Source organism: Bradyrhizobium sp. CCBAU 51765 (assembly GCF_015291725.1).
In the GTDB taxonomy this organism is placed as follows: Bacteria; Pseudomonadota; Alphaproteobacteria; order Rhizobiales; family Xanthobacteraceae; genus Bradyrhizobium; species Bradyrhizobium liaoningense.
This window is the reverse complement of sequence record NZ_CP030038.1, coordinates 6532044-6558057: the sequence shown is the minus strand read 5'-3', so window position 1 is coordinate 6558057 and position 26014 is coordinate 6532044. Positions and strand designations below refer to the sequence as shown.

Annotated in this window: 19 protein-coding genes; 8 read left to right on the top strand and 11 right to left on the bottom strand. The window is 63.1% G+C overall.

Annotated elements, in window-relative coordinates; all coding sequences use genetic code 11:
- The first annotated feature begins 7 nt into the window (after positions 1-7).
- Entirely contained in the window at positions 8-1114 is a 1107-nt protein-coding gene (locus tag XH96_RS30965) for an acyltransferase (RefSeq protein ID WP_194389332.1), read from the top strand.
- Positions 1111-2199: an acyltransferase gene (locus tag XH96_RS30960; protein WP_194389331.1), complete on the top strand. Its 1089-nt coding sequence runs from the start codon at positions 1111-1113 to the stop codon at positions 2197-2199. Before XH96_RS30965 ends, XH96_RS30960 begins: the two co-directional genes overlap by 4 nt.
- 15 nt (positions 2200-2214) lie before the next feature.
- Here the strand turns inward: XH96_RS30960 and XH96_RS30955 are convergent, their stop codons facing one another.
- Entirely contained in the window at positions 2215-3330 is a 1116-nt protein-coding gene (locus XH96_RS30955; RefSeq protein WP_194389330.1) for a glycosyltransferase family 4 protein, read from the bottom strand.
- A 1-nt stretch (position 3331) separates the two neighbouring features.
- Positions 3332-4165 (bottom strand): polysaccharide pyruvyl transferase family protein, encoded by an 834-nt coding sequence (locus XH96_RS30950; RefSeq protein WP_194389329.1) that lies wholly within the window; start codon positions 4163-4165, stop codon positions 3332-3334.
- Positions 4166-4275: 110 nt separating this feature from the next.
- Between XH96_RS30950 and XH96_RS30945 the strand changes: the two genes are divergently transcribed.
- The gene (locus XH96_RS30945; protein WP_246789797.1) at positions 4276-5757 is read left to right on the top strand and encodes a lipopolysaccharide biosynthesis protein; all 1482 of its coding nucleotides are present in this window, start codon (positions 4276-4278) and stop codon (positions 5755-5757) included.
- A 24-nt stretch (positions 5758-5781) separates the two neighbouring features.
- Here the strand turns inward: XH96_RS30945 and XH96_RS30940 are convergent, their stop codons facing one another.
- The 7 genes from XH96_RS30940 to XH96_RS30910 all read right to left on the bottom strand — a co-directional run bounded on the left by XH96_RS30940 (position 5782) and on the right by XH96_RS30910 (position 18213).
- A complete protein-coding gene (locus XH96_RS30940) occupies positions 5782-6906 on the bottom strand; it encodes an acyltransferase (protein WP_194389327.1) in 1125 nt (374 codons plus the stop codon).
- A 250-nt stretch (positions 6907-7156) separates the two neighbouring features.
- The gene (locus tag XH96_RS30935; RefSeq protein ID WP_194389326.1) at positions 7157-11065 is read right to left on the bottom strand and encodes an RHS repeat protein; all 3909 of its coding nucleotides are present in this window, start codon (positions 11063-11065) and stop codon (positions 7157-7159) included.
- Between the two features lie 538 nt (positions 11066-11603).
- Positions 11604-12995 (bottom strand): hypothetical protein, encoded by a 1392-nt coding sequence (locus XH96_RS30930; protein WP_194389325.1) that lies wholly within the window; start codon positions 12993-12995, stop codon positions 11604-11606.
- Complete coding sequence (locus XH96_RS30925; RefSeq protein ID WP_194389324.1) at positions 12992-14266, bottom strand: glycosyltransferase family 4 protein; 1275 nt, start codon at positions 14264-14266, stop codon at positions 12992-12994. The genes XH96_RS30930 and XH96_RS30925 overlap by 4 nt, the downstream gene beginning before the upstream one ends.
- Before the next feature lie 29 nt (positions 14267-14295).
- A complete protein-coding gene (locus XH96_RS30920; RefSeq protein WP_194389323.1) occupies positions 14296-15627 on the bottom strand; it encodes a hypothetical protein in 1332 nt (443 codons plus the stop codon).
- 109 nt (positions 15628-15736) lie between these two features.
- On the bottom strand, positions 15737-16909 hold the full coding sequence (locus XH96_RS30915) for a glycosyltransferase (protein ID WP_194389322.1): 1173 nt from the start codon (positions 16907-16909) through the stop codon (positions 15737-15739).
- Between the two features lie 200 nt (positions 16910-17109).
- On the bottom strand, positions 17110-18213 hold the full coding sequence (locus XH96_RS30910; RefSeq protein ID WP_194389321.1) for a glycosyltransferase family 1 protein: 1104 nt from the start codon (positions 18211-18213) through the stop codon (positions 17110-17112).
- A gap of 183 nt (positions 18214-18396) precedes the next feature.
- On the opposite strand from XH96_RS30910, the gene XH96_RS30905 reads away from it, so the two are divergent.
- A complete protein-coding gene (locus tag XH96_RS30905; protein WP_194389320.1) occupies positions 18397-19287 on the top strand; it encodes an aldose 1-epimerase family protein in 891 nt (296 codons plus the stop codon).
- A 19-nt stretch (positions 19288-19306) separates the two neighbouring features.
- On the opposite strand, the gene XH96_RS30900 is transcribed toward XH96_RS30905, so the two are convergent.
- Both XH96_RS30900 and XH96_RS30895 read right to left on the bottom strand, forming a co-directional pair.
- The gene (locus XH96_RS30900; protein WP_194389319.1) at positions 19307-20155 is read right to left on the bottom strand and encodes an MBL fold metallo-hydrolase; all 849 of its coding nucleotides are present in this window, start codon (positions 20153-20155) and stop codon (positions 19307-19309) included.
- 76 nt (positions 20156-20231) lie between these two features.
- Positions 20232-21026, bottom strand: a complete 795-nt coding sequence (locus XH96_RS30895; RefSeq protein ID WP_194394326.1) for a lytic transglycosylase domain-containing protein — start codon at positions 21024-21026, stop codon at positions 20232-20234.
- Positions 21027-21229: 203 nt separating this feature from the next.
- Between XH96_RS30895 and pgm the strand changes: the two genes are divergently transcribed.
- The 4 genes from pgm (at position 21230) to XH96_RS30875 (ending at position 25983) form a co-directional block, all read left to right on the top strand.
- Positions 21230-22876, top strand: a complete 1647-nt coding sequence (gene pgm / locus XH96_RS30890; protein WP_194389318.1) for a phosphoglucomutase (alpha-D-glucose-1,6-bisphosphate-dependent) — start codon at positions 21230-21232, stop codon at positions 22874-22876.
- A 308-nt stretch (positions 22877-23184) separates the two neighbouring features.
- A complete protein-coding gene (locus XH96_RS30885) occupies positions 23185-24234 on the top strand; it encodes an aromatic ring-hydroxylating dioxygenase subunit alpha (protein ID WP_194389317.1) in 1050 nt (349 codons plus the stop codon).
- Between the two features lie 4 nt (positions 24235-24238).
- Positions 24239-24991, top strand: a complete 753-nt coding sequence (locus tag XH96_RS30880; protein WP_194389316.1) for a GntR family transcriptional regulator — start codon at positions 24239-24241, stop codon at positions 24989-24991.
- A gap of 11 nt (positions 24992-25002) precedes the next feature.
- Positions 25003-25983 carry a PDR/VanB family oxidoreductase gene (locus tag XH96_RS30875; RefSeq protein WP_194389315.1) on the top strand — a complete coding sequence of 327 codons (981 nt, stop codon included), beginning with the start codon at positions 25003-25005 and terminating at the stop codon, positions 25981-25983.
- Positions 25984-26014: the final 31 nt, after the last annotated feature.

Below are 26014 nucleotides of genomic sequence, written 5' to 3'. Positions count from 1 at the left end.
ACGAATCATGCATAAACGCCTTGCATTCATCGATACGCTCCGCGGCATTGCCGTGCTGTCGGTCCTGGTCCAGCACGTATTCGAGGTGATCGTCGAGCAGCATCCGACGGGCGCCTATTACTGGCCCATCCATGACGTGTTCGGCTACTACATGAACTTCGGCCGGTTCGGCGTCGTCTTGTTCTTCTTCGTCAGCGGCTTCGTCATTCCGTTCAGCTTCCCGGACAGCGCCACACCCGTGCGGGACTTTACGATCAGCCGCTTCTTCCGGCTCTATCCGGCCTACTGGACCTCGCTCGTCGTCGGGCTTGTGACGATGCAGCTGCTCAATTCGAAAGTCTATCCGCTGGGGCAGATCGCCGCCAACGTGACCATGCTGCAGACCTTCGTGAACGTCCCGAACCTCTGGGTGTTCTACTGGACGCTGGCGATCGAGCTCTTGTTCTACGTCGGATGCACGATCCTCTTTGCGATGGGACTGCTGAACCAGCGCTTCACGGCGGTGACGATCGTCGTCGCGGCCGCGCTGGTCGGAACGACCGCTGCGCTTCTGATCGAGAACAGAACCGTATCCTCCGTGATGGAGGTCGGGTTGAACCTCTCGGCGATGTTCCTGGGCAAGATCATCCGCGACACCGTCATTGGCGGCAAGCTGCGATGGACCCATGTGGCCGTCTGCACGCTGCTGTATGCGATCTTCGCCGCCGCCCTGTCCGATCGGCGTTTCGGAGGCGTCTATCACGAGAATTTCTTCTACAGCTATTCGATCGGATCGGCCTATGTCTGCGCGGCGCTGGTCTTCATCGCCTTTGCCGTGTTCGGCGAGCGAATGGCGTGGCGTCCGATGGCGTTCGTCGGTGTGATCAGCTATTCGGTCTACCTGATGTCGCCGTTCGTGATCGTGGTCGTCCACCGCCTGTTCTGGTTCGGCGACGGGCCGCTGGGATGGTCGATCTTCCTGGCCGTGATCCTTGCGTTGTCGATCTTGGTCAGCTGGATGACATTTGCCTTCATCGAGAAGCCCAGCATTTCCTTCGGGCAGAGGTTCCGCTCGGCGCGGAGAAAACCTGTCATTCTGGAGCCGGCCCTCAGCACCCAGGGTGCCGCAGAGTGATCAAAACACCCCACCAGCCAGGCGCTGCCTATGACGGATCGTTCGTTCCGTCGGTCCAGGGCCTTCGCGCGATCGCTGCGCTGAGCGTGCTGATGGATCATTTCTACGACATGCCAAAGGGGGGCATGTACGACATCCCGGATCCCGGCTTCCTGCCGCCGCTCTGGCCCTGGCTGCAATCGGTGATCAATGTCGGCGGGCACGGCGTCGAGCTGTTCTTCATGATCAGCGGATTCCTGATCCCGGCGAGCCTGGTGCGGCATGGGTCGCTGTCGCGATTCTTCTTCGACCGCGTCCTGCGCATCATGCCAGTGTTCGTGGTGCTGCATCTTGCGCTGTTCGCGATCGGTCCGATCGTGGCCTACAAGTTCTTCCGCGGCATCGATCTGAGCAGCTACCTCGCGATCTTCGCGGCCAATCTGTTCTTCGTGCAGGACGCGCTCGGCCTGCCCATCGCCCAGCAGAACGCCTGGACATTGACCTATGAGTGGGCGTTCTACATCTGGTTTGCGCTGACGTTCTCGGTGTGGCGCACCGGTGGCAGATTGCTGGCGGCGCCCCTGATCCTGCTTGGCATCGCCTGCCTGATGCACTGGCCGATCACCGCGTTCTTCTGCATCGGGATGCTGTTCAGTGCGACGGGATTCCGCATTTCCATTCCCGGACGGCTCGGTCTTCTCGCAGGCCTCGTTTGCGGGGCGGCGCTGTATGCGAGCCTGGTACTGTTTCACCCGTTCGTGGGGCTCATTCCCGGATTCCTGCTGTTCGGCATGGTGCTTGCGCCGGAATCAGGCCTTGGCAAAGCTCTGAGCCTGCCGGCGCTGCAATATGTCGGCAAGATCAGCTACAGCCTCTATCTGGTGCACCCCTTCGTGCTGTTCCCCCTGCAGGTGATCGGCCTGAAGCTGGTCGCCGCCGGCGTCGACCGCTGGCTGCTGTGGACCGCCTTCATCGGGCTTGGGCTGGTGATGTCGCTGGTTGCAAGCGCGATCAGCTATGAGCTGATCGAGGTCAGGCTAAGGCGATTGCTGGATGGCGCGATCCGCGGCATGTTCTCCCGGCCGCAGATCGAGCAATCGGTTTGAGGGCACCGGCCGCGCTCAGCTCGCGGTGCGACCGGCGAGCCTGTGATAGGACCCCAGCAGTCCTTCAGCGATGCGATCCCAGTTGAGGATGCCGGCGGCGGTCTGCCGTGCGCCCTCGGTCAACGTTGCGGCGAGAGGCTTCGACGTCAGCACGCGCTCGAGCGCATCGGCCAGCGCCGCGGCATCGCCGGGAGGAACCAGGAGCCCGTTGACCCCGTCGGTGACGACGTCGGGAATGCCGCCAGTGGCACTGGCGACCACGGGGCGGGAATTCCCATAGGCGGATGCAAGCACGCCGCTCTGCGTCGCATCCTTATAGGGCAGGGCCACCACGGTCGCGGACTGAAACAGTCGTCCGGTCTCCGCAGGCGCAATATAGGCGTTGATGGTCTTGACCGTCGGCATCGCCGCCATGCGCGCCCCGAGCCGTGTCATCTCGGGGCCGCGGCCGGCAACGATCGCTTCATGGGCCACACCGCGCCGGGCCAACATGTCGATCGCATCGATGAAGACGTCGAGGCCCTTGTAGGCCCACATCCGTCCAAAAAACAGGATGCGCGCGGCCTCCGGCGCAGTGACCGCGCCCCCAGCCGGTGGGACCATGAGCACGCCGTGCATGCTGGAGATCGCTTCCCCTTTGAAGTCAGGCGAGGCACGGCGAAAATCGGCGATGCAGCTCTTGCCATGCGTGGTGACGACCGACGCGGCTGCGCGCATGCGCCCGCGCCATGCATCTTCACGCGGCGACGTACCGGAGCCGCCTTCCGAATGCGGGATCGCGTCGTGAACGGTCAACACTAGCGGAATGCCGAGCGGACGAAGAAGCTGGATCAGTCTGGACGTGTAGATCTCCGGAACTTCGTGACAATGAATCACGTCGGGACGAAACGAAATTATGTCGAGGAACGAGGCCGGGATGCCGATGGCGCCGCCGCGGCGCAGGCTCAGGTCGCGAACTCTCGTCTCGAATGGAGCCGGCACGGCGATATCGGCCAGCTCCCATTGCTGATTGGCGTCCTTGCGGTTGAGCACCAGCCGGACATCGCTATGGCGGGCCAATCCCGATGCGAGACGGTAGGAATATTCCGCAAAATGCGGTGCGTAGATGGCGACGCGGAGGCGCTTGGCCATATCAGCTGTTTCCGCTCCAGAGGTCGATCGGGAATGCACTCATCAAGGCACGATGGTCGAAGTTGAGGCGCGCAGCCCCGCCCATCTCGCGACCTTCGTCAATGCTCGAGGCAAACTCGACGGCAAACCGGCCGGTGCCCTCGTAATAGTCACGATACTTGAACTCGGATTCTCCGCTGCTCAGACGCACGTAGCGAGCCGGTATCCCGAATGCCTCGGCGACAATGATGCCGTGGAGCGAGCTTGCCAGAACCAGCTCCGCTTCGAGAATGGCGTCAATTCGTCGGTTCCATGATCCCAGCGGTGAGACCACTGTATCGGCGCCACGGTCGATGAGACTCAAATCGTGCAAATTCGGAACAAACACCCACGGCTTCCTGGCCGTGGGGCGAAAGCGATTCGGAAACAGCTGAGGGAGCAGCAACGCAGGGTCCCCGAACACTTCGGGTACCGCGATGCCCCGACGCTGCAAAACCTCCCGTGTACGAGGGCCGCGCACCGCTCGCACGTCCAGGTTCTGCACGCGGCGATTGAGGTCATCCTGGCCGGGGCGTCCGTTCACGCCGCTGCCCCAGATCACATCGCCGTTTCGCGCGTAATGGAGCACGGAGCCGATCGCGAACAAGCGCGTTTGCCGGGGCACCTCGTCGGCGAGCGTATAGCCGAAATGCCGCAAGAGATGGTCAACGACGACGATCGAAAGATAGTCACCGAAATTTATCGTTCCGTCGTCGGGACGCCAGAAGAACAAGTCCACGTGCGGATACGGCAGCTGATGAATAAAGTCGCAACCGACCTCGTTCATCAACCGTCGTAGATTGGTCCGAAAATTCATGCTGCCTCGGATTGTAGCTGCTTTCTTGCCGTAGTGTCCTCGTAAACAAGGCGACTATTGGACCATTGCAGCCAATGGCTCAACGACGAAAGTCGGCCTAACCGGAAATTGTGACAGGCCTCCAATTGCGCCACGAGAATATCAAGCCGCGCTCGATCGTTTCGGGCGTCATTTGGTCCGCACTCGATTCCGCAGTCGGGCAGGCTCTCACGCTCGCAATCTACATGATCATGGCGCGGCTGCTGTCGCCGCAGATTCTCGGCATCGTGGCAACGGGGGCGCTGGCGCTCGAATTCTGCCGGGCAGTCCTGATCGAGAGCATCGCGATAGCGGTCCAGGCGCGTGCCGAGCCGAAGGACGAGGATTACACTGCCTCGTTCTGGCTCATCGCGGGCCTCTCCTTGTTTGCAGCGCTCGCACTGTTCGCCTCGAGCGGCGCGATCGAACGATTCTCGGGTCTTTCGGACATTGCCATCGTTCTCAAGGGGTTCTGCATCGTGGTGGCCGTACAGGGCCTGTCACGGACGCACGAAGCCTGGTTGATGCGCAATCAACAGTTTCGATCCCTCGCCATCCGCTCGCTTTCTTCAATCTCGGTTGGCGGGGCGGTTGGGATTGGGCTGGCGATCCAGGGGTACGGGGTCCTTGCGCTGGTCGGACAGCTCGTCTCGACGTCGTTGATCTCGCTGGTCAGCCTTTGGATTCTGACGCCCTGGCGTCCTCGGCTCCGGGTCAGCCGGCAGGCTGTTGTCGAACTCCTGAGCTATGCGCGCTACGTGGCGATGACGGGAATCACGAACTTCGCCAATGCCAATTCCGATCTGATCTTCGTGACCTGGTACACCGGCGCCGCCGGCGCGGGCTTGTACAGCCTGGCCAAGCGCCTGGTCAATGCCGTGAGTACCGTGATTGGAAATGCGTTGAACCGGGTGTTCTTTGCGACCATCGCTGGCCTCCAGCATGACCGTGAAGCATCGCGTTCGACGCTGGTTGCCTTCGTCATGTACACGTCGCTGCTGACGGCTCCGATCTTCGCTGGCATAGCGGTTCTGGCGCCGGATCTGATCACTGGCTTCTTCGGGTCCAAGTGGGGCGAGGCCGCCCCTCTGCTCGCGATCATGTCGGTCACCGGATTCCTGACCACGATCGGCCTCTACAATCACTCCGTTATCCTGGCGTTCGGCAAACCGCACTGGCAAACTTGGCTGACGCTGATCTACGCGGTTTCGAACATAGCCATCTTCATCCTCGCTGCGCCGTTTGGCCTCATCGCGATTGCTGTCGGCTACGTCGCTCGCGCCTTGTTCCTGTATCCGCTATCCGCCGGAGCCTCGATGCGGATCCTGTCGCTCGGTATCAGGCCCTACGCCGCGGCGCTGGTGCCCGCACTTGCAGGCTCCGCGGTGATGGCATGCGCGGTGGCTGGTGCCTCCGTTGCGATGCCGGCCATGTCGCCATGGCTGCGTCTCGCCGCGCTCGTGCTGCTCGGTTCTTCGGTTTATCTCGTCGTCGTTGTCGCGATCGCCCGGCCGGCCGTGGTGCGGATATGCCAGGAAATCCTGAGCCGTGTGCGGCGATCGTCGAGAACCTAGCTGCAGGATCCGCCCTGCAGACACCTAGCTCGCGTTGGCCGCTTGCCGGGTCTCCGAAAGATCGAGCGGCTCCGCCTTCGGGATGCGGGCCGACCTTGCATCGCCCGGCGCAAGCCGGTTGATCAATTTTCGAGCGGGATTCTCGACATAGTGATACGTCATGTCGGCGACGACCGTCAGAATGATGCAGCAGACCAGCGCAAACACTGGAAACATGCTTGGTTGAAGTCCGAAATAGTGCCACGCCGGCTTGAAAAGCAGGATCAGCAGCACTTCGTGAACCATGTAGATCGCGTATGATGTGTTGCCGAGGCGGCCAAGCCAGTCAGAGCCGGGAAACCGGGCGAACGCGCTCTCTCCGGTGGCCGTGACGAGAATCGCGAGAGAGAACAATATGATTGCAAGGTCGGGCTTGGCATAGAGGTTGAGGAGCAGGACCGAGCCGGCGAACAGCGCTATTCCGGCGAATGCGACGGGCTTCCTGCGACAGTCGCTCGAGAGCCTGAACAGGACGGTCAGGAGAATCCCGTTCAGGAAGCTCGGAAGGGCCCGCAGCATCCCGAAATCGAAGGTTGCTCCGTACATCTGCGAGCGTTCCTGCCAGATCGGCAGGTGAGCGTGGGCGAGGATTCCGTAACAGAGCGCGACGATGATCGCGAGCATCAGCGGCGAGACCCTGCCGGCCAGCAGCATGAACAGTGGGAATAGAACGTAACAGAACAGCTCGGCGCTGATGGACCAGGCCGGCGAGTTGAAGCTGAGGTGATCTGTGACGCCCCACGCCTGCACGAGGAGGAGGTTGTGAAGGAAATCCAGCCAGCTCGCGTGCGAGGTCGGCCCGGATATGCCCACGAGAGCAAGGACCGCGAATATCAATAATGTGAGCAGATGCAAGGGGTAGATTCGCGCGATCCGCCTGACGAGGAAGCGCACATAGGATCGCAGACCTGTCGAGGTCGCGGGATAGGAATAGGAGATTACAAAACCGGACAGGATGAAGAACATGTCGACAAACAGGCCGTAAGAGCCGTTCCAGGCCGGCGAGATGCCTTTGTCGATGTTCTTCAGGTGAAAGATGAAGACGCCTAGCGCGGCGATGAACCGGTAGAAGTCGAGAAGAACGAATCGCTTTGGTTCGCGGACTTCCATGTCGGCGTCGATATCCCTGCAGCAACAAGAAGGTCTCTTTTAGACAGCAATTGTGACGCAAGTTCGTAGCCACCGCCAATCATGTGCAGTGCTGATGGGCCTTTGAACGAGCCGGGGTCGGTGCGGCTGTATCAGGTGATTAGTCCGAAGGCGGTCCTTGCCTGTTGTAGGCGCATCGGCCGCTTGCTGTGGGTGGGACGGGGGTTCCCCCGTCCCACGCTGCCTCGATAGATGCCAATCTGCCGCGACTTTAGACGAACAAGAAGTCGTGGCTCGTCAGGCTGCTGACATACACGTTCTTGAGAAGGATCGAGTCTTCGGCCGAGAACGTGATGAGCGCGTTCGTGCCGGACTGTGTCATCTGCAGGTGACTGTAGTCTGCCGCCAGCAGCTTCGAGATCTGGATCACGTCGTGAGTTGCGGCGTTGCCGGCCTGGAAGTTGAGGATCTGGTCCTGGCCGTGATCGTAGGCGATGGTGGTCGAATTCGGCGCGGCCGAGAACACGTCGTTGCCGGCTCCGCCCTGGATCGTTACGCCGCTCCCAACGGCCGTGACGTTATGGGTGCCGTCGGTCTTGGTCTGATCGATGAACTGCAGTGCATTGGCGGTGTTGTAGTTCTCGTGCTGCGTCGTGCCGGCCTGTCCGTTGAAGTTGAACAGGAAGACGTCCCTCGAGCCGTCGGCGTTGTTGGCGACCTCCTGAGTCTTGACGCCGGCGCTGTTATAGATGTCGGTCAGCTTGCTGCCGTCGTCGTGGATGACCTGGGTATAGTCCAGCGTGCCGTCGGCATGGGTCCGGGTGAGCTCGACCAGCTTGCCCGAGGCATCGAGGTGCTGATGCTGGGTCGTATACGACTGCCCGGTGACGTTGTAGTTCCAATTGTCCGACGTCCCGTCGGCGTTCTTGATATAGGCCGCGGTCTTCACGCCGGCGGTATAGACGGTCGTGGAGTTGTAGCCATCGCTCTTGGTCGTCACCTCGCTGGTGATGACACCCTTCGCGTCGTACCAGTCGGAGGTCTTGGTGCCGTCGGCGCTCTGCACCAACGTGAATGCCAGGCTGTTGTCGGCGTGGGTGCGCACGATGTGGGTGAGGAAGCCGGTGGAATCGTAAGTGTCGTGCTCCGTCGTGTAGTTCTGACCGACGACGTTGAAGAGATGGACATCCCTCGAGCCGTCGGCGTGATAGTCGGTCTCCGTCTTCTTGATGCCCGAGGCGTCGTAGTTGGTCACCACTCTGCTGCCGTCGTTGCCGACGACCTCGGTATAGTCGAGCGAGCCGTCGGCATGCCAACGGGTTACCTCGGTCGTCCGGCCGGCCGGATCGATGTGCTGGTGCTGCGTGGTGTAGCTCTGGCCCACGATGTTGTAGCTGTAGTTGTCGTGGCTCTGGTCGGCGTTGATGATGTAAACCGCGCTCTTCACGCCATTGGTGTAGACCGTGGTCGAGTTGTAGCCGCTCGGCTTCTCGAGCACTTCACTGGTGAGAACGCCTTTGGCATCGTACCAGTCCGTCGTCTTGGTCCCGTCCTTGCCCTGCACCAGCTTGAACGCCATGCTGCCGTCGGCGTGCTTGCGGATCAGCGTGGTGAGGAAGCCGGTCGCATCGTAGATGTCGTGCTCGGTCGTGTAGTTCTGACCGGTGATGTTGAAGAGAAAGACGTCCTTGCTGCCGTTGGCGTGATAGTCGGTCTGCTTGGTTCGCACGCCTGCAGCGTCGTAGTTGGTGATGACGCTGCTTCCGTCGGCATTGATGACCTGCGAATAGTCGAGCGTGCCGTCGGCATGCTTGCGGGTGACGGCCGTGACCTTGCCGGACGGATCGACGTGCTGGATCAGCGTGACGTAGCTCTGGCCGGTGATGCCATAGGCGTAATTGTCCTGACTGCCGTCGGCGTTCTTGATATAGGCCTTGGTCTTGATGCCGTTGCTGTAGAGGGTCGTCGAGGTGAAACCGTCGGCCTTTTGAACCACCTCGCTGGTGAGGCTGCCGGCGGCATTATACCAGTCGGTCGTCTTGGTGCCGTCCGCGGTCTGCATCAGCTTGAAGGCGAGGCTGCCGTCGGCATGCAGGCGCGTCAGGGTCGTCAGGAATCCGGTCGCATCGTAGACGTCGTGCTCGGTCGCATAGGTCTGGCCCTTGATGTTGTAGGTCCAGACATCCTTGCTCTTGTCGGCATGATAGCTGGTCGCGACCAGCTTGACGCCGGTGGCGCTGTACAACGTGATCACGCTGCTGCCGTCGCTGTTGTAGACCTGGGTCGAATCCAGCGAGCCGTCGGCATGGCTGCGGGTGACCGAGGTGACCTTCCCCGAGGCGTCAAGGTGCTGAACCTGTGTGGTAAAGCTCTTTCCGATGACGTTGTAGGAATAATTGTCCTGCGAACCATCGGCGTTCTTGACGTAGGCGGCGGTCTTCACGCCGTTGGTGTAGAGCGTGGTGGAGTAGTAGCCGTTCGACTTCTGCACGATCTCGCTCAGAAGGGCTCCGGCCGTGTTGTAGGTGTCGGTGGTCCGGGTTGCGTCGGTCCCGACATGAACGAACTTCGTCTTCACACCATTGGTGTAGCTGATCAGGTCCTGGGAACCGTCGCTGTAGACGACGGTGGTCGAGGTCGGCTGCCCGCTTGAATTGAGGCCGGTGTCGGACCTCGACAGCTGCTTTCCGCTCGCGTCGTAAGTCTTCGTGTTGGTCCAGGTCGCGGCCGTATTCGTCACGGAGAACGAGTATCCGCCCTGGATCTTGGACAGCGCGCTGCCGTAATGGGCAATGATGTAGTCCATCGTCGCTTTCGAAGCGACCGGCAGGACGTGCGAATCCGTCAACGTGATGGTCTGCAGCGCCGTCGACTCGCTCAGGTCGGACAGTTGCGGCACGATCTCGGCAGCCGTGCCGCTGACGCTGGCCCGGGTGTCAGGCGGAGTCGGCGTGGTCGGAGGCGCGTCGATCTCGATGATCAGCGCGTGATCGCTGACCGGAATCGTGATCGTGCTGACGTCGGTGTAGCTGGCGATCGCCGTGGTTCCCGTCAGCGTGTCGTAGACCTTCACCGTATGATGCACGCCGCCGAGATTCACCGTGACCGTCTGGGCCGCGTTGGACACCTCGGTATCCGTGGCGTCGTTCCAGAGCTTCGGCTCGGCCCAGACGACGAGCTCGTAGGCGCCATTGCTCTTGCCGAGCACCATGCTGTTGCCTGTGGCCGGCATGTTGCTCAGGGTGTAGTTCAATGGACCAGTCGGCTGCAGGCCGCCCTTGCCGTCGTCGGCCAGAATGGTCGTCAGGTTGTGAATCGCCGTCGCGGCGAGCTTCGGCGTGCCGTCGGAATTGAACAGTCCGAAGTTCGCTTCAGGGTTGGTGTTGCCGGCCGACGAGTCGCGGTCGAACAGTTCGTAGAGATAGGTCGCGCTGACACCGGCCTTGTAGGCATCGACCAGCGTGTTCAGGATCGATTTGGCCTGCACCGTCTCGTTGACGCCGAGATATTGAGTGTTGGCCTGCGTGGTATAGCCGGTCTCGGTGATGACGACGGGCTTTCCCGGTGCCGCGGTCATGACGGCGCTGAGCGTTGCCGCGATGGAGCTGCCGGGCGTCAGGCCGGTGCTGACATAAGCGTGGGCATTGGCGTAGTCGACCGAGCCCGACATGTTGCCGAGCTGGGCGTAGCCTTGCGGATCGTTGTAGGCCAGTGACAGATTGTAGACCGGGACGCTGGCGAGCGCCGCGTTGGAATTGACGGCCTGATAGAGCGCGCTTTGGAACTGGGCTGCGGCTGAGAGGCTGGAGCTGCCATTGTAGCTGAAGGGCTGGTGATTGGCCTCGTTGAGCCCCTCGATGGCGCTGATGCTGCCCGCGTGGGTCGCCGCGAACTTCTCGAGCGAGGCGATGTACTTCTGAAGTCCGGCCGTCCCCGACTGCGGCAGGGCGGACGAGACCAGGAAGTCGAACTTGTAACCGGCGGCGGCGAGACCCTCGACCACCGGTTGTGCAGCGGGGCTGGTTCCCATCGCATCGCGGAGATGGGTGACGCCGAGATATTCCAGATCGTCGACCATCAGCGCGAGATTGTTGTAGCCGGTCCACCCGAAGCCGGCATGTGTGTTGACGCCGATGGAGTTGATGAAGCCGCTGGCGGAGAGGACTGTTTGATCAGGCATTGCACACTCGATTTCAGCGCGAACCAATTGCTCGCAGGGATTTGCGTTAAGCTTCTCTGTCGAGTGTGAATTTCAGATAAAAACCAAAGCTACAAATAGCGAGCGAAACGGGTTCCTTGTGCAGGAACAGACTTGCTCTGTTGCAGCAGAACGTTGATTGCGATGCCGGAGCAGGATGGCGTGAGGAAGGCGCTTTCAAGAATTTTGTCGATCTGACTGCTGAATGTATGCGCAGGCCGTGCCGATCGGATCCATGCGACAGGTCGGGAAGGGGAACGATGCTGCACGCTTGCAGTGCGTGATGTCGGCAATGGGTTGTGCAGCATCCGCAATCCTACGGAGTGTCATCCACTCTTCGTGAAACTTCCTGCACAGAACGTTTGCAGATGCCGTTTCTATGGGCGATTAAAGTGTAGGATATACCCGGGAGGGTTGTGACAGTTCGGTGATGGTGCACGCACCCGCTGCGCAGTTGGTAGCGAGCCCGATTCCGTCTCGGACGTCGGATCTGATTTGGCAGGCTTGCGGGTGCGGCAAATCAGCCGCGGCGAGCCAGCATGAGAAAGTCGCCGCGCCATGCGATGATCGCCGTTGCGATCGCGGCGATCATGATCTTGCCGGCGAGCCATGCCGCGGGCTCCGTCGGCATCGAACCGAGCGATCCGATCAGGATCGCGGCCACCAGCGCCTGCATGACCAAGGACCAGCGCGGGAATGCCTCGAACCGCAGCGTAGGACCGAGCGCGACCAGGATCGTTGCGAGGGTGGCGAGCGAAGCACAGCCCACCGCCGCTCGCGGCGACAGGCCGGCCGACACGGCGACCAGGGAGAGGGCGACAACGAGGGCGAGCTGTCCGGCGGCGACCAGGACCAGCCTGGTCGCCAGCTTCTCGAGGTGGGGGACAACGGCTATCGTCGCCTGCAGATGGGTATGCAGGAAATAGAAGGCGGCGATCGCCGGCGCCGTCTCCAGGAATCCATCCAGGCTCTCCCGGGGCACCAGGATGCGCGCGGCATCCGGAATGAAGCCGACCAATCCGCCGAGTAGCACGAGGGTCGTGCAGATCATGAACTCGAACATGCGGCGTGCAGATTGCACGGATTTTGTGCCGGTCCCGTGCTCGAAATCGTTGACCACTTCGGGATAGCTCACGGTGTGGATCGCCGCATTGAGGACCCAGAAGGGACGTTGCAGTAAATCGAGCGCGATCGAAAATCCGGCGCCAGCTCCCGTCGCACCCAGCCGGCCGATGACGATGACACGGAGCAGCACCGGCACCGACAGATGGATGACCGACGCGCCCGCGGCGAGCATGCCGTAGCGGGAGAAATCCTTCCAGTCGGCGAGCATCGTTCGCAGCGAAGCGCGCTCCAGGGGGGTGCGATAGGCCACCAGCCCGGCGAGAAGGCCCAGCATGTGGCCGGTGGCAACGCCGAGCAGCGTCGCTTCGGCCGTTCCGGAGATCGCTGCGCCGGCGGCGGCCGCGGTCAGAAGGGCGGTGGCACGAAACGCAAGAAGAAACGATGCGATGCCCAGCCGATCGGACAGGCGGACCGACAGGAAATAGAGATCGGTCAAGCCCTGGAGCACGGATATGCCGAGGCCCAGGGCGACGATCCCTGTCGGGAGCACGCTGGCCAAGGATGCGCAGCTCCCGACAAGGACGAGCGCGCCCGCACTCGACAGACCCGCCGCAAGCAGCGACCACCTCAACCGAGCCGCTTCGTTCTCCTTCGCTGCCGCCAGAAAGCGCAGTCCGGCGAGTTGCAGCCATTCGAACATCAGGACGCAGAGCAATTGGCTCGAGGCCAGTGCCAGGGAGAAATTGGTATAGTCGGCGGCGGGCAACAGATGACTGATCGCGAAGATCAGGATGATCGCCGCGGCGCTTTGATAGAAATAGCCCGCCATCGCCAGGAGGCGTGTCATCTCGGAATGAGGCGCCCCTTGCCGATGGTCCGTCCCAGCGGCGCCTCGGCCGTTGCTGCGTGCAAGCGCGACATCCGTTTCTCGCGCAATTGCTCATACAGGTTCTTGTATGAAGACAGCACGTCGGCAAATACCCATTTGTTGGTATCCGCGATGAGGCGCCGGCTGATCTCGTCGATCTTGTGCGGATCCGCCGCGATTGCGAGCATGCTGTCGGCCAGGGATTGCGGATCGGCTTCGGTCAGCCAGCCCGTCACGCCATGCTCGATCACCTCGGGCATGCCGCCAAAGGGCGTTCCGAGCAGCGGCCTGCCAGCCGCCTTGGCGTCTGCGACGACGAGTGGACCGGGGTCGTGCCAGATGGACGGCGCGACCACCACATCGACCTGCCTGTAGAAATCGTCCGGCGCCACGAAGCCCATGAACTCTATTCGCGCATCCCGCGAGAGGCCCCGGAGTCGTCCTTGCTCCTCGTCGCTGACTCGGCCGGCGATCATCATGCGGATGCGATCGCGGGGCAGCAGGGCAAGAGCGCGCATGAGGTTGTCGATGCCCTTTTCCTCCGTGAGGCGGCCTATGAACCCGAACGTCACTTCAGTGGTGCAGATCGGACGGGGATAGGGCTCACGTGGCGGTTCGGTCGAGGCGTTGCGGATCACGGTACGGATCGGCGTCTCGGTGAACATGCCCATGTCCGTATGAATGGACAGGACGCGCTCGCTCACGCCGACCACGGCACTGAGCCAATGCGTGGCGCGCTTGCGATGATAGCTCAAGATTCCGCAGCTCGTGCAAGTGCGCTCGCAAGACCGTCCCTTGTCGAAACGCGAGCAGCGCGGACAGGTCAGATAATAGTCGTGAAGTGTATGGAGCACCGGGACGCCGAGCTGGGCGGCAACGCGCCAGATCGCGGTGGTGAGACCCGACAAATTGTTGGAATGCAGGACGTCCGGCTTGAAGGCCCGGACTCGTTCCGCGATCAGGGGCGCCTGCATCTGCCAGTCGTCGACCGCGTGCCAGATGCTGCGCAGTGCGACGTTTTTCTGTTCGGTGAAAGGCAGATAGATGTTCTGCACCGGCGCGGAATAGATGTTGATGCCGTTGCAGGATTCGCGAGCCTGCTGGGGCGCCGGTGCGGCCCGTATCACCTCGACCTCGTCTCCGCGCTGCACCAGGCCTTCGGCGAAACGTCGCGCGAAGACCTCTGCACCGCCAACGATCTTTGGTGCCTGAGGTGTCGGATAAAGCGTGGACGTCAAAAGAACTTTCATCGCGTAACCTCGTGTTTGCAAATTCACGCCTACCGCGCCGGCCGTATCTCCAGGGCGGGAATGGCACCGTTGTTGACTGCAATAAGAACCGGTGTGCTCGAAACCGGAATCCAGGCCCTGGACGCCGGTCTTGCCGCCGAATCGCACGGCATCGCAAAGGTTGCTCCTTCCTGATCCTCCTTGAGCCGGATTTCGTAACGTCGGTCCGGGGCCTCGGACCAGACTGCAATTCTGCCGCCGGAAGCCGTTGACGCATTGATCGACACGACGCCGCTGGCGAGTTCTCGTCGCTCGGCATTCAGGCTGGAGCGGATGAAAGCCCAGGCGCCCTGGGCCGCACAGGCGACGGGTTTGGGCGAGTTGTCGAAACGGTAGAGGCCGAAATTGTCCTCCAGCTCCGATGGATTCCTGCCGCTGTCCTTGAGCTCATAGAGCCAGATGCCCTTGAGCCAGCGTCCCGCGGTCGCCGCCCACAGGATGAGCTGTGCCGTGTTGTCGGCCTGGGCTTGTTCGCTGACGCCGCATTTGTTGGTGGCCGTGGTCCAGCCGGTCTCGGTGACATAGATCGGGAAGTCGGCGTTTCCGCTCGCCTGACTCACGAGCCGATGGAACGTGGTGAGCCGATCGATGATCTCGGCGGAGGTGCGTTTGCTCGGGCCCATGCAGAAATTGTAGAGATGGATCGAAGCTCCGTCCGCGTACTGGAGAATGCCGGTTCGCAGCATCTTCTCCGTCCAAGTCCAGCCCGGATCGTCGCCGAGCGCCCCGACCAGGAAAGGCGCATTCGGCGCGACCCGCTTCACCGCCGGGCGTGCGGCCTCCGCGAGCGCCAGATAGTTTTCCGGTGAGAACGCGGCATCTTTCTTTGCCGCCAGGTTCCATTCGTTCCAGAGCTCGAACAGCGGGTGTTGCGCCACGACCGATTGCGCCGCGGCCGCGGCATAATCGGCGAATCGCTGCCGGGCTTCGTCGGTCGTCGGTGGTGACGAATTCGGAACGAGATGATGGCCGAACGCAAGGATCAGGAGCGGGCGCGCGACGCCGGACCTGACCTGCGCCTCCAGCCTGCCGAGTCTGGGCGTGAAGCCCATCCGGCGTCCTGCCGTTTCGAAATCGGACCAGGGGAAGTCGTCGCGGAAGGAATTGAGGCCGAGTTGCTTGATCTGGGCGACGTTCTCTGCGGGCACGTACCCGCGCGCGCTCACCGGCCCGCCCAGCCCCTGATGGGTGCCGACACCCAGCAGGAATCGGGCATCGAGCGGTTGAGCGTGCTGAGCGCAGGCCGGCACCGACAGAAGGATAGAAGAGATGAAGCCCGCGAGGCGGACAGTGTCGCGAATCAAGGTGCGTGGGCGTGTCATGGTCTAGGTCATGCTCACGCGCGATACATCGGCGGTGACACCAGACCGGGCTTGGTGGATCGCCAGCGCGATCTCCGGCATCTGCAAGGGCAAGCGTGCATGCTGATCGTCACTTTGAGAGATCCGATTGCAGCCCCGCCTTCGTTGCGATCGGTGTCCGGTCGTCCTGAAGGAGCTCGGCATAGACCTGCTGCAATTGTCCATGCGTCTTCTGAACGTCATAAAGCTGCTTGAACCGGTCGTAGCCGCGCTGCCCCAGCACCTTGAGATCGAGATCCAGTGCTCGCCGGAAACCGTCGACGAGCGGCTGGACGGCGACGGGCTCGCACAGTACGCCGGTGACGCCATCGACGACGATCTCGGGCAATGCGCCGCTGCGGAACGCCAGAATGGGCTTGGCTGCGCGCATCGCCTCCAGGGCAACGAGGCCAAACGCTTCCCATCGTGACGGGATCACGACGAGGTCGGCGGCCTCGAGCTGGGTCTCGATGGTTGGGCGGTCCAGCCAGCCCAGCAGGGACACGTTGGAGGGGACGGCCGGGCCTTCGTATTTGTTGACGACGGAGGCGCCGACCATGCGGACGTCGAGGACATCCTCGAGCGAGCGAGCCGCTTCGATCAGGAGATCAAAGCCCTTCTGCCGGTCCAGACGACCGATGAAGAGGACCTTGACCTTCTTGGAAGTCCATTCCGCCGCAACGGGCTGCAGCGTGCGGCTCTTCGAGATGCCATTGTGGACGACGGTGAGGCGGTCGGCGGGAATTCCGGCGCGGACCGCCTCGTTGAACTCGTCGCCGGAAATGCAGATGATCCGGTCCGAGGTGCGCGCGAGAAGGTTCTCCGCCGCCTTTGTCACCACGTGACTGAGGCGGCCGGTCTCGCGCGAAAACGCCCAGCCGTGCGGACAATAGACGACGCGCGGTCCGTCCGAGCGGGCCGCCAGCGCGGGCCGGAGCACGAGGCCCGCAAACGAGGAATGCAGGTGCACCACGTCCGGCCTGAACGCATCCAGCGCCTGCATGCTTGCGCGCAGCATCTGCAATAGCCCGGCGATGCTGCGGCCGGATCGCTCGAATGTCGTAATCTGGTTGTCATCGACGGCGGCGAGATCGCGGCGATGATCCGAGGGAACGACATAGTGCACGTTCTCGGCGCCGAAGCTCGCTTGTTGTTGCGGATGTAACTCATTCAGGTAGCTTGCAATCCCGCCACGAATCGTCTCCGCGACGTGCAGCACCTTCGTCGTCTGTCTTGCATAAGGCTGCGTCGGAGAGCCGGGCATCGTGCATCCTTGTTCTGAGCTTCACTGCTGGTGGAACAGTTCCTCGAATACGTAGCGATATTGGGGCAGCGATGTGGTGTTGTTGCGCCGCAATCGCTGCAGGAGCGAAAAAAGTTTCTTGTGGAACTGTGCAGGGAGCCGTGGGTTGCAAACGGTTTGTGCAAGAACCATTGCGCGCAATAGGCGAGCTGCGCCGAGCTTCAAGCAGCGCTGGCGATGTGCGCCGGTCGTTCGAGGTGATCGAGCAGCGCTTTCGCCGACTTCTTCCACGAATAGAAGGCGAGGCGATCCTGCTGCCGTATGCGTTCCTGGTCGGAGATCGCGCCGATTGCCAGTCTTTCGAGCATCAGCTGCTTCAGTGCGTCGGCATCAGTGGCGCGAAAATACGCAGCCGCATCACCGCACGTCTCCACGACGGCGTCTGCCGTCGAGGCGATGACGGGACAGCCGAAGATCATGGCTTCGAGCGGCGGTACGCCGAACCCCTCGTAGAGCGAGGGAAACACGAATGCCGATGCATGCGCATAGAGAGCTGCAATCTCGCCGTCCGTCAGACGCCCGGCAAGCAGCAGGCCGGAAACTCCTTCGCCCGAATTGTCCTGAAAGACCTTGCTGTTATCGCCTCCGACGATGACCAGTGGAACGTCGGCCCGGTCGAGCAATTGGACCGCGCGAATCGCTACGGAGAGATTCTTGTTCTTGGTCTTCGAGCCTACGAACAGGAAGAATTTCTGCGGTTGAATGCCCAGGCGCGCAAGGATGCCAAGGTCGGGCTTCGTGGCGGCGAAGTGTTCGGCGCTGTTGGGGAAGACCGGAATGTTCGGTGCCGATAGATTCAGCACCTCGGCAAGTTCTCTGCGGGAAAATGCCGACACCGTCGCGATGGCTGCGTGGCGGGCGAGCAGCCGCCCCATTGTGCGATGAACGGTCAAGTAGCGCCAGTTGAAGAAGTCGGGTCTGCGAAAGACCTGGGCGTCGTGAAGCACGACAATGTGGTCGCGATGGAAGACGGGGCCGGAATTGGCCAGACTGATCAAGCGGCCTCCGGCCGCGGCGCGCGCGAGATCGATCTGATCCCAAGCGTGCCCATGCAACCGGCCGACGGCGCGAATCTTGATCCGATCGAGTTGAAGGGTCTCGCTTGCATCCGCTGGCGTCAGCAACTCCCACTCGGCGTTGCGCAGCGAGGCAGGAGTCTGCTCCGACGCCAGCAGCACGTCGATCGCCTTGACCATTTCAGCGGCATAACGCTGAACGCCGGTGAGCTTTTGCGACAGAAAGCGGCCGTTGATGAAGAACTTCAATTGGCTACCACGGGATTTCATCGGCAGGGTCGGATCGGCCTCGGGGAGACAGACGGTGATTGCGCCAACAGAGCAATCGTTGGGTACGGAAATATGACGCAGCGCTCGATCGGCGCCAAAACGTTCGAGTTGGATGGTCGGCGCTGCCTTGCTGCGGGTGGGTTGGGGGTGTAGACGTCGCGCATGAGCGACGATACCTATTCTCTCCGCAGCGGCTCCCTCACGGCAACCATCAAGGCGCACGGTGCCGAACTGTGGTCGCTAAAGGACGACAGCGGCATCGAATTCGTCTGGCAGGCGGGGCCGGAATGGCCGCGCCACGCGCCACTGCTGTTTCCGATCGTCGGGCGCCTCGCCAACGACGAATTGCGGCACCGGGGCAAGACGTATCGGATGACCCAGCACGGCTTTGCCCGCGACAGCCGCTTTGCGTGGGCGGAACGCGGCGAGAGCCGCTGCTCCCTGGTGCTCGAAGACAGCGAGGCGACGCGCGCGCTCTATCCGTTCGGCTTCCGGCTCACGGCCGCCTATGCCATCGACGACACCGGCCTCGATCTGACGTTCACGATTGCCAACACCGGCAAGGAGACATTGCCCGCGTCGCTCGGTGGTCATCCCGCCTTCAACTGGCCGCTCCGGCCCGGTATGGCAAAGGAGAGCTATGCGCTGACTTTCGCGCGCGCGGAGTCGTCTCCCGTCCGCCGTCTCGATGGTGGACTGCTGCGGCCTGTGGCGGAGCCGAGCCCGGTCATGGGCAACTCGCTTCCTCTGTCCGACTCCCTGTTCACCGACGACGCCATCATCTTCGACCGGATCGAGAGCACGTCGGTCCGCTATGCCGCGGGGCAGGGTGTATCGACCGGTCCGTGGCTGGAAATGTCCTGGCGCGGCTTCCGCGAGCTCGGCGTCTGGTCGAAACCGTCAGGTGCGCCGTTCCTCTGCATCGAGCCGTGGCGCGGCCATGCCAGTCCAGCCGGCTTCGACGGCGAGTTCACCGACAAGCCGGGCCTGATGCACATTGCGCCGGAGGCGCAAGAGCAACTGTCGTTCCGGATCGAGGTCGGATCGTCCTGAGGCCGGACGGCCGATGGTCTCAGACCTCGATGCGCGTGAGATCCTCGCCGAGCACGACCGGCCCCGAATAGTCCTGCCGCACATCGTCAAGCAGCGCCTTCAGCATGGTGTCGTCGGTGCGCGGCCGGTGATGGGTCAGCGCCAGCTTCCTGACGCCGGCCTTGGCCGCGACCTTGCCGACAGTGTCACCACAGGCGATCGTGTATTTCGCAAGGCGGCGGAGGTGCTCGTTGTTGATCTCGGGAGTTGCGAGGAAGCAGCACTGGACGAGCAGGTCGGCGCCCTCGGCCAGCCGCTCGAGACCGGGGCAAGGGACCGTATCGCCGGAAATCGCAATGACCTTGCTTTCCGCCTCGAAGCGGTAGCCGAGACACATCCAGCGCGCGAGGAAGGCCGGCGGCATGTCGAGGCCGTCGCCGTGCGAGACCGGCTCGGCCCTGATCTTCCAGCGGCCGGTGTCGAGAACAGGACCCGGTACGATGTCCGTTGCGACGACAGGCTTCCAGCCGCCGAAGGCGGGCTCGCCCTTATCCCTCCACGTGATGTCCTTGTCGTAGACCTGCGTGATCAGCGTGCTGACGAGCCGTTCGGTATCCGGCGGTCCATAGATGCGCAGCTCGTCCTTGCGCCCGTGCATCCATGAATTCAGCATCACATCATAGAGGTCGCCGATGTGGTCGAAGTGATGGTGCGTGAGAAAGACCGTGTTGATGGCGCCGAGCGGCACACCGGCCTTGCTGAGCTGCACCACGACGCCGCGGCCTGCGTCGAACAGGATGTTCTCGTCGCCGAGCCTGATCAGCGTGGTGGTCGCCATGCGGTGCGGGTCCGGGCGCGGGCCACCGGTGCCCAGCAGTATGACCTCCATGGCGCCACCTCCCAGATTGCGGATTCTTGCGACACACAGTAGATGCGGAGCTTACGGCGGAGCAAGCCGGCGGCCGTCAACGCGATGCGACGCGCTTCCATCTGGCTCCGATGCGCGCCTTGATCTGGCTGATCCGGGCCTCGTGCGCGGCCCAATAGGCGCGGCTGGCGGCCGCGGTGCCCTGACGATAGTGGGCATAGACCGTTTTGGGCTGCACCGGCATCTTCGGGCGGCTCGCCGGTTTTGCCGGAGCCGCGGCAGCGACCGGGGGCGCCGCATCGGGGGCAGCCGCAGCTGCCGTCCCTGGCGGCATCGCGTTCATGGCGAGGAGACGGTTGCGGGCTCTATTGCAGTAGACCTGCGACCGCGTGGTCATCTCTTCTTCGCCGTGACCTGCCCGGTACTTCATCAGGGCGCGGCAGAGATCCCCGCCCGCCAGGTGCCAAGCCCGGCTGAGATAAAGCACCCCGTAATGGATATTGACGTCCAGTTCTGCGAGTTCCGCATTGCTTCCGCGGAATCCCAGCATCGCCGCCGTCTCGGGCCGTACCTGCATCACGCCGATTTCGCCAACGCTGCCGATGACCGCCGGGTTATAGCCGCTTTCGACAAAGACGACGGCTTCGGCGACGTCGGCCGGCAAATTGGTCTTTGCGGTTTCTCTCTCGATGATCTTCCGGATCATGGCCCGGGATGAGGGCGTTTCGCCGGCGCCGAGTTCTGCCCCGACGCTGGAGATCGCCGATGTCGTGCGCGGCCCGTCGATATCACCGTCGCTCGCATGTGCGCCGTTCGAGGCCAGCAACAGCAAGGCGACCGCCACGTGCCTCCACGTCGCGCCCAGATTGAAGCGTGCCCGATCCCACAGCATGGCTCTGTCATAAAGCTCCGGAGTTAACAAACCGGCCATTGGCGCGCGGTCACCGCCGCGCGCGGGCGCTCCAATCGGTGACGTAACCCCACCATCACCCCCAGGGAACGCCTTCCCCGTCGCGCGTGTTGTGGCCTTGGCGGGGGCGCGGCCGATGCTATGGTGTCCCGCTATTTCCGTGACGACAGGACGAGGATATTTCAGTGGCTGATGTTCATCCCGCGGCGGGCAAGCAGGCCTCGCCGGACGCGCTCACCAATATTCCACGGCTGGTGACGGCCTACTTCGCAGGCAAGCCCGATGCATCGGATCCGGCGCAGCGCGTGGCGTTCGGCACCTCGGGCCATCGCGGCACCTCGTTCAAGAACACGTTCAACGAAGGACACATCCTCGCGACCACGCAGGCCATCTGTGACTACAGACGAGAAAAGGGGCTGACGGGCCCGCTCTTCATCGGCATCGACACCCACGCGCTGGCCGAGCCGGCGCTCGTCAGCGCCGTCGAGGTGTTCGCCGCCAACGGCGTCGATGTCATGATCGACAAGGACGGCGGCTACACGCCGACCCCCGTCATCTCGCACGCCATCCTCACCTACAACAAGGGCCGCGCCAGCGGCCTCGCCGACGGCGTCGTCATCACGCCGTCGCACAATCCGCCGGAGGACGGCGGCTACAAGTACAATCCGCCGCATGGCGGCCCCGCTGACACCGACGTCACGGGCGTGGTCGAGAAGCGCGCCAATGCCTATCTCGCCGATGGCCTCAAGGGCGTGAAGCGCATCGACTATGCCAGGGCGCGCAAGTCCGCGAACGTCCACGCCTGTGACTTCATCACCCCTTACGTCGCCGATCTCGGCAATGTCGTCGATCTCGACCTCGTCAAATCCGCCGGCGTCACCATCGGCATCGATCCGCTCGGCGGTGCCGCCGTGCATTACTGGCATCCGATCATCGAGCGCTACGGCCTGAAGGCCACGGTGGTGAACGAGGCGATCGACCCCACCTTCCGCTTCATGACGGTGGACTGGGACGGCAAGATCCGCATGGATTGCTCCTCGCCCTACGCGATGGCGAGCCTGATCGCGATGCGCGACCGCTTCGACGTCGCGTTTGCCAACGACACCGATGCCGATCGTCACGGCATCGTCACGCGCACCGGCGGCCTGATGAACCCCAACCATTATCTGGCGACCGCGATCTCCTATCTGTTCGCGCACCGCCCGCATTGGGGCAAGGACGCCGCAATCGGCAAGACGGTGGTGTCGAGCTCGATCATCGATCGCGTCGCGAAAAAGCTCGGCCGCAAGCTGGTGGAGACGCCGGTCGGCTTCAAATGGTTCGTCGACGGCCTCCTCACCGGCGGCTTCGGCTTCGGCGGCGAGGAGAGTGCAGGGGCCTCGTTCCTGCGTCGCGACGGCACGGTGTGGACCACCGACAAGGACGGCATCATCCTCGGCCTGTTAGCTGCCGAGATCATGGCGAAGACCGGCCGAGATCCCAGCCAGCTCTTCGGCGATCTCACCGCGGAGTTCGGCATGCCCCATTACGCGCGCATCGACGTCGCCGCGACCGGGCCGCAGAAGAACATCCTGAAGTCCGTCACGCCCGAGCAACTCGGCCTGAAGGATCTCGCCGGCGATCCGGTTCGCGCGACGCTGAGCAAGGCGCCCGGCAACGGCCAGCCGTTCGGCGGCATCAAGGTGGAGACCGATTTCGGCTGGTTCGCCGCAAGGCCGTCCGGCACCGAGGATGTCTACAAGATCTACGCCGAAAGCTTCCGCAGCCCCGAGCATCTGAAGAAGATTCAGGAAGAAGCGCAGGCAGGGCTGGCGAAGGTGTTCGGGGCGTAGGCGCCAACCTGGCCACTCTTTTACCCTCCCCTGGAGGGGGAGGGTCGATCGCGCGTCAGCGCGAGCGGGGTGGGGTGATCTCTCCTCTCGGGCAGTGTCCGTGTGGAGAGATCACCCCACCCCGCTCCGCATTCCGCTTTGCTCCATGCGAAGCGACCCTCCCCCTCCAGGGGGAGGGTAACGGCGTGGCTTATCTGTATACCGAATGGACGAATAAGGTATTTAGATAAGCAAATTTTAGCCTTGAATGATTCTGCTCCCGCGATAATGTATACACAACGCATACATAAGCCCGTGGGAGTGAGACAATGACAAAACCCTTCCCCATGAACGCGTGGTACGCCGCCGCGTGGGACGCCGACGTCAAGGCGGCGCTGCTGCCGCGGACGATCTGCGGCAAGCATGTCGTGATGTACCGCAAGGCCGACGGCGCGGTGGCCGCGCTGGAGGATGCCTGCTGGCATCGCCTGGTGCCGCTGTCCAAGGGCCGGCTCGAAGGCGACACCGTCGTCTGCGGCTATCACGGCCTGAAGTACAATGCGCAGGGGCGCTGCACCTTCATGCCTTCGCAGGAGACCATCAATCCGTCGGCCTGCGTGCGCGCTTATCCCGTGGTCGAGCGTCACCGCTACATCTGGCTCTGGATGGGCGATCCCGCGCTGGCCGATCCCGCGCTGGTGCCGGACATGCACTGGAATCACGATCCGGCCTGGGCGGGCGACGGCAAGACCATCCACGTCAATTGCGACTACCGCCTCGTGCTCGACAATCTCATGGACCTCACCCACGAGACTTTCGTGCACGGCTCATCGATCGGCAACGACGCGGTCGCCGAAGCGCCGTTCGACGTCACCCATGGCGAAAAGACGGTGACGGTGACGCGCTGGATGCGGAACATCGAGCCGCCGCCGTTCTGGGCCAGGCAGCTCGGCAAGCCCGGGCTCGTCGATCGCTGGCAGATCATCCGCTTCGAGGCGCCGTGCACCATCGCGATCGACGTCGGCGTCGCACCTAGCGGCAGCGGCGCGCCGGAAGGCGACCGCTCGCAGGGCGTCAACGGCTTCGTGCTCAACACCATCACGCCGGAGACCGAGAAGACCTGCCATTATTTCTGGGCGTTCGTCCGCAATTACCGCCTCGGCGAGCAGCGCATCACCACCGAGATCCGCGAGGGCGTCTCCGGCATCTTCCACGAGGACGAGCTGATCCTGGAAGCGCAGCAGCGCGCGATGGACGAGAACCCCGATCGCATCTTCTACAACCTCAACATCGACGCCGGCGCGATGTGGTCGCGCAAGCTGATCGACAAGATGATTGCCAGGGAGAATGCGCCGCAACACCTCCAGGCCGCGGAGTAGGGACATGGCCGAGCGCGAGGTCGACCGCTCTGTCTCGCAGACCGTGAAGGCGCAGCTCGCGCTGCGCGACCAGATCCTGTCGGGGGCGTTGCGCCCGGGCGAGCGCATCTCCGAGCTTCAGGCGGTCGAGACCACCGGCGCCTCGCGCACGCCGGTGCGCATGGCGCTGGTGCGGCTGGAGGAAGAGGGCCTGCTGGAGGCGATCCCTTCCGGCGGCTTCATGGTGAAGGCGTTTTCGGAGCGCGACATTTCCGACTCCATCGAGCTGCGCGGCACGCTGGAAGGCCTGGCTGCGCGCTTCGCGGCCGAACGCGGCGTCTCCGCACGCGAGCTGGAGCCGCTGAAGGAATGTCTTGCGGCGATCGACGAGCTTCTGCGGCAGGTGCCGATCTCGGTCGATGCCTTCTCGTCCTATGTCACGCTGAACGCGCGCTTCCACGCCGTGCTGACGGAACTGTCGCGCAGCCCGCCGCTGATCCGCCAGATCGACCGCGCCTCGGCGCTGCCGTTTGCCTCGCCGAGCGGCTTCGTGATGGCGCAGTCGGCGCTGCCTGAGGCGCAGCAGATCCTGATCATCGCCCAGGAGCACCATCGCGTCGTGATCGACGCCATCGAGAACCGCGAAGGCGCGCGCGCCGAGGCCGTCATGCGCGAGCATGCGCGGCTTGCGGTACGAAACCTGCGGCTCGCGCTGCGCAACCGGACCCATCTCGACCTCTTGCCGGCGCTCGCGTTGATCAAGACCGCAAACGATTGAGGGCAGTCACCATGCGCTTCATCGAAACCTGGATTCCTGCAACGCTCGTCTCGACCCGCGACCTCGCGCCCGGCATCCGCGAATTCCTGATCAGGCCGGATCAGCTCGACGTCACGGCCTATCCGGTCGGCAGCCACATCAATGTCAGCGTAACCATCGACGGCCAGCCGGAGACGCGGTCCTATTCGCTGGTCGGCGAGGCCGCTTCGCACGGCTTCAGAATTGCGGTACGCCGCGCCGAGGATTCCCGCGGCGGCTCGCGCTACATGTGGTCCTTGCAGCCGGGCGCGCGGCTCGACATCACGCAGCCCGCCTCGCTGCTCGCCGTGGACTGGACGCGGCAGAACTATTGCCTGATCGCCGGCGGCATCGGCATCACCCCGATCCTCGGCGCGGCGCAGGCGCTGGCGCGCCGCGGGTCGGATGTCATGCTGCACTATGCGGTGCGCTCGCGCCGCGAGGCCGCCTATCTCGACGAGCTCGCCGCGATGCTTGGCGATCGCCTCGTCGTCCACGCGAGCGACGAGGGCAGGCGGCTCGATCTCGACGCGCTGTTCGCCTCGTTGCCGCAGGCAACGCTGGCGCTGTTCTGCGGCCCGATGCGGCTGCTGGACGCCGCGCGCCATGCCTGGATCGGCGCCGGCCATGCGCTTTCCGATCTCCGCTACGAGACCTTCGGCTCCAGCGGCACGCTGCCGACCGAAACGTTTCGCGTGCGATTGAAGGACTCGAACATCGAGCTCGAAATCCCGCGCGAGCGCTCGATGCTGGACGTGCTCAACGCCAGCGGCCATGACGTGATGTTCGACTGCAAGCGCGGCGAATGCGGCCTGTGCGCCATCGACGTGGTCGAGGTCGACGGCGAGATCGACCATCGCGACGTCTTCTTCAGCGATCACCAGAAGCACAGCAACCAGAAGATCTGCGCCTGCGTCTCCCGCGCCCGCGGCACCATCACGGTGGACACGCTGCTGCGGGCGGACGCGGTCTGAGCAAGTTCTGTCGCCGGCTGGGAGCAATGGA

What these genes read in the sequence shown, in the direction of transcription:
- XH96_RS30965 (WP_194389332.1), top strand. Translation starts at nt 8, where the DNA reads ATGCATAAACGCCTTGCATTCATCGATACGCTCCGCGGCATTGCCGTG.
- XH96_RS30955 (WP_194389330.1), bottom strand. Translation starts at nt 3,330, where the DNA reads ATGGCCAAGCGCCTCCGCGTCGCCATCTACGCACCGCATTTTGCGGAA.
- XH96_RS30950 (WP_194389329.1), bottom strand. Translation starts at nt 4,165, where the DNA reads ATGAATTTTCGGACCAATCTACGACGGTTGATGAACGAGGTCGGTTGC.
- XH96_RS30940 (WP_194389327.1), bottom strand. Translation starts at nt 6,906, where the DNA reads ATGGAAGTCCGCGAACCAAAGCGATTCGTTCTTCTCGACTTCTACCGG.
- XH96_RS30935 (WP_194389326.1), bottom strand. Translation starts at nt 11,065, where the DNA reads ATGCCTGATCAAACAGTCCTCTCCGCCAGCGGCTTCATCAACTCCATC.
- XH96_RS30930 (WP_194389325.1), bottom strand. Translation starts at nt 12,995, where the DNA reads ATGACACGCCTCCTGGCGATGGCGGGCTATTTCTATCAAAGCGCCGCG.
- XH96_RS30925 (WP_194389324.1), bottom strand. Translation starts at nt 14,266, where the DNA reads ATGAAAGTTCTTTTGACGTCCACGCTTTATCCGACACCTCAGGCACCA.
- XH96_RS30920 (WP_194389323.1), bottom strand. Translation starts at nt 15,627, where the DNA reads ATGACACGCCCACGCACCTTGATTCGCGACACTGTCCGCCTCGCGGGC.
- XH96_RS30915 (WP_194389322.1), bottom strand. Translation starts at nt 16,909, where the DNA reads ATGCCCGGCTCTCCGACGCAGCCTTATGCAAGACAGACGACGAAGGTG.
- XH96_RS30905 (WP_194389320.1), top strand. Translation starts at nt 18,397, where the DNA reads ATGAGCGACGATACCTATTCTCTCCGCAGCGGCTCCCTCACGGCAACC.
- XH96_RS30900 (WP_194389319.1), bottom strand. Translation starts at nt 20,155, where the DNA reads ATGGAGGTCATACTGCTGGGCACCGGTGGCCCGCGCCCGGACCCGCAC.
- XH96_RS30895 (WP_194394326.1), bottom strand. Translation starts at nt 21,026, where the DNA reads ATGCTGTGGGATCGGGCACGCTTCAATCTGGGCGCGACGTGGAGGCAC.
- XH96_RS30885 (WP_194389317.1), top strand. Translation starts at nt 23,185, where the DNA reads ATGACAAAACCCTTCCCCATGAACGCGTGGTACGCCGCCGCGTGGGAC.
- XH96_RS30880 (WP_194389316.1), top strand. Translation starts at nt 24,239, where the DNA reads ATGGCCGAGCGCGAGGTCGACCGCTCTGTCTCGCAGACCGTGAAGGCG.
- XH96_RS30875 (WP_194389315.1), top strand. Translation starts at nt 25,003, where the DNA reads ATGCGCTTCATCGAAACCTGGATTCCTGCAACGCTCGTCTCGACCCGC.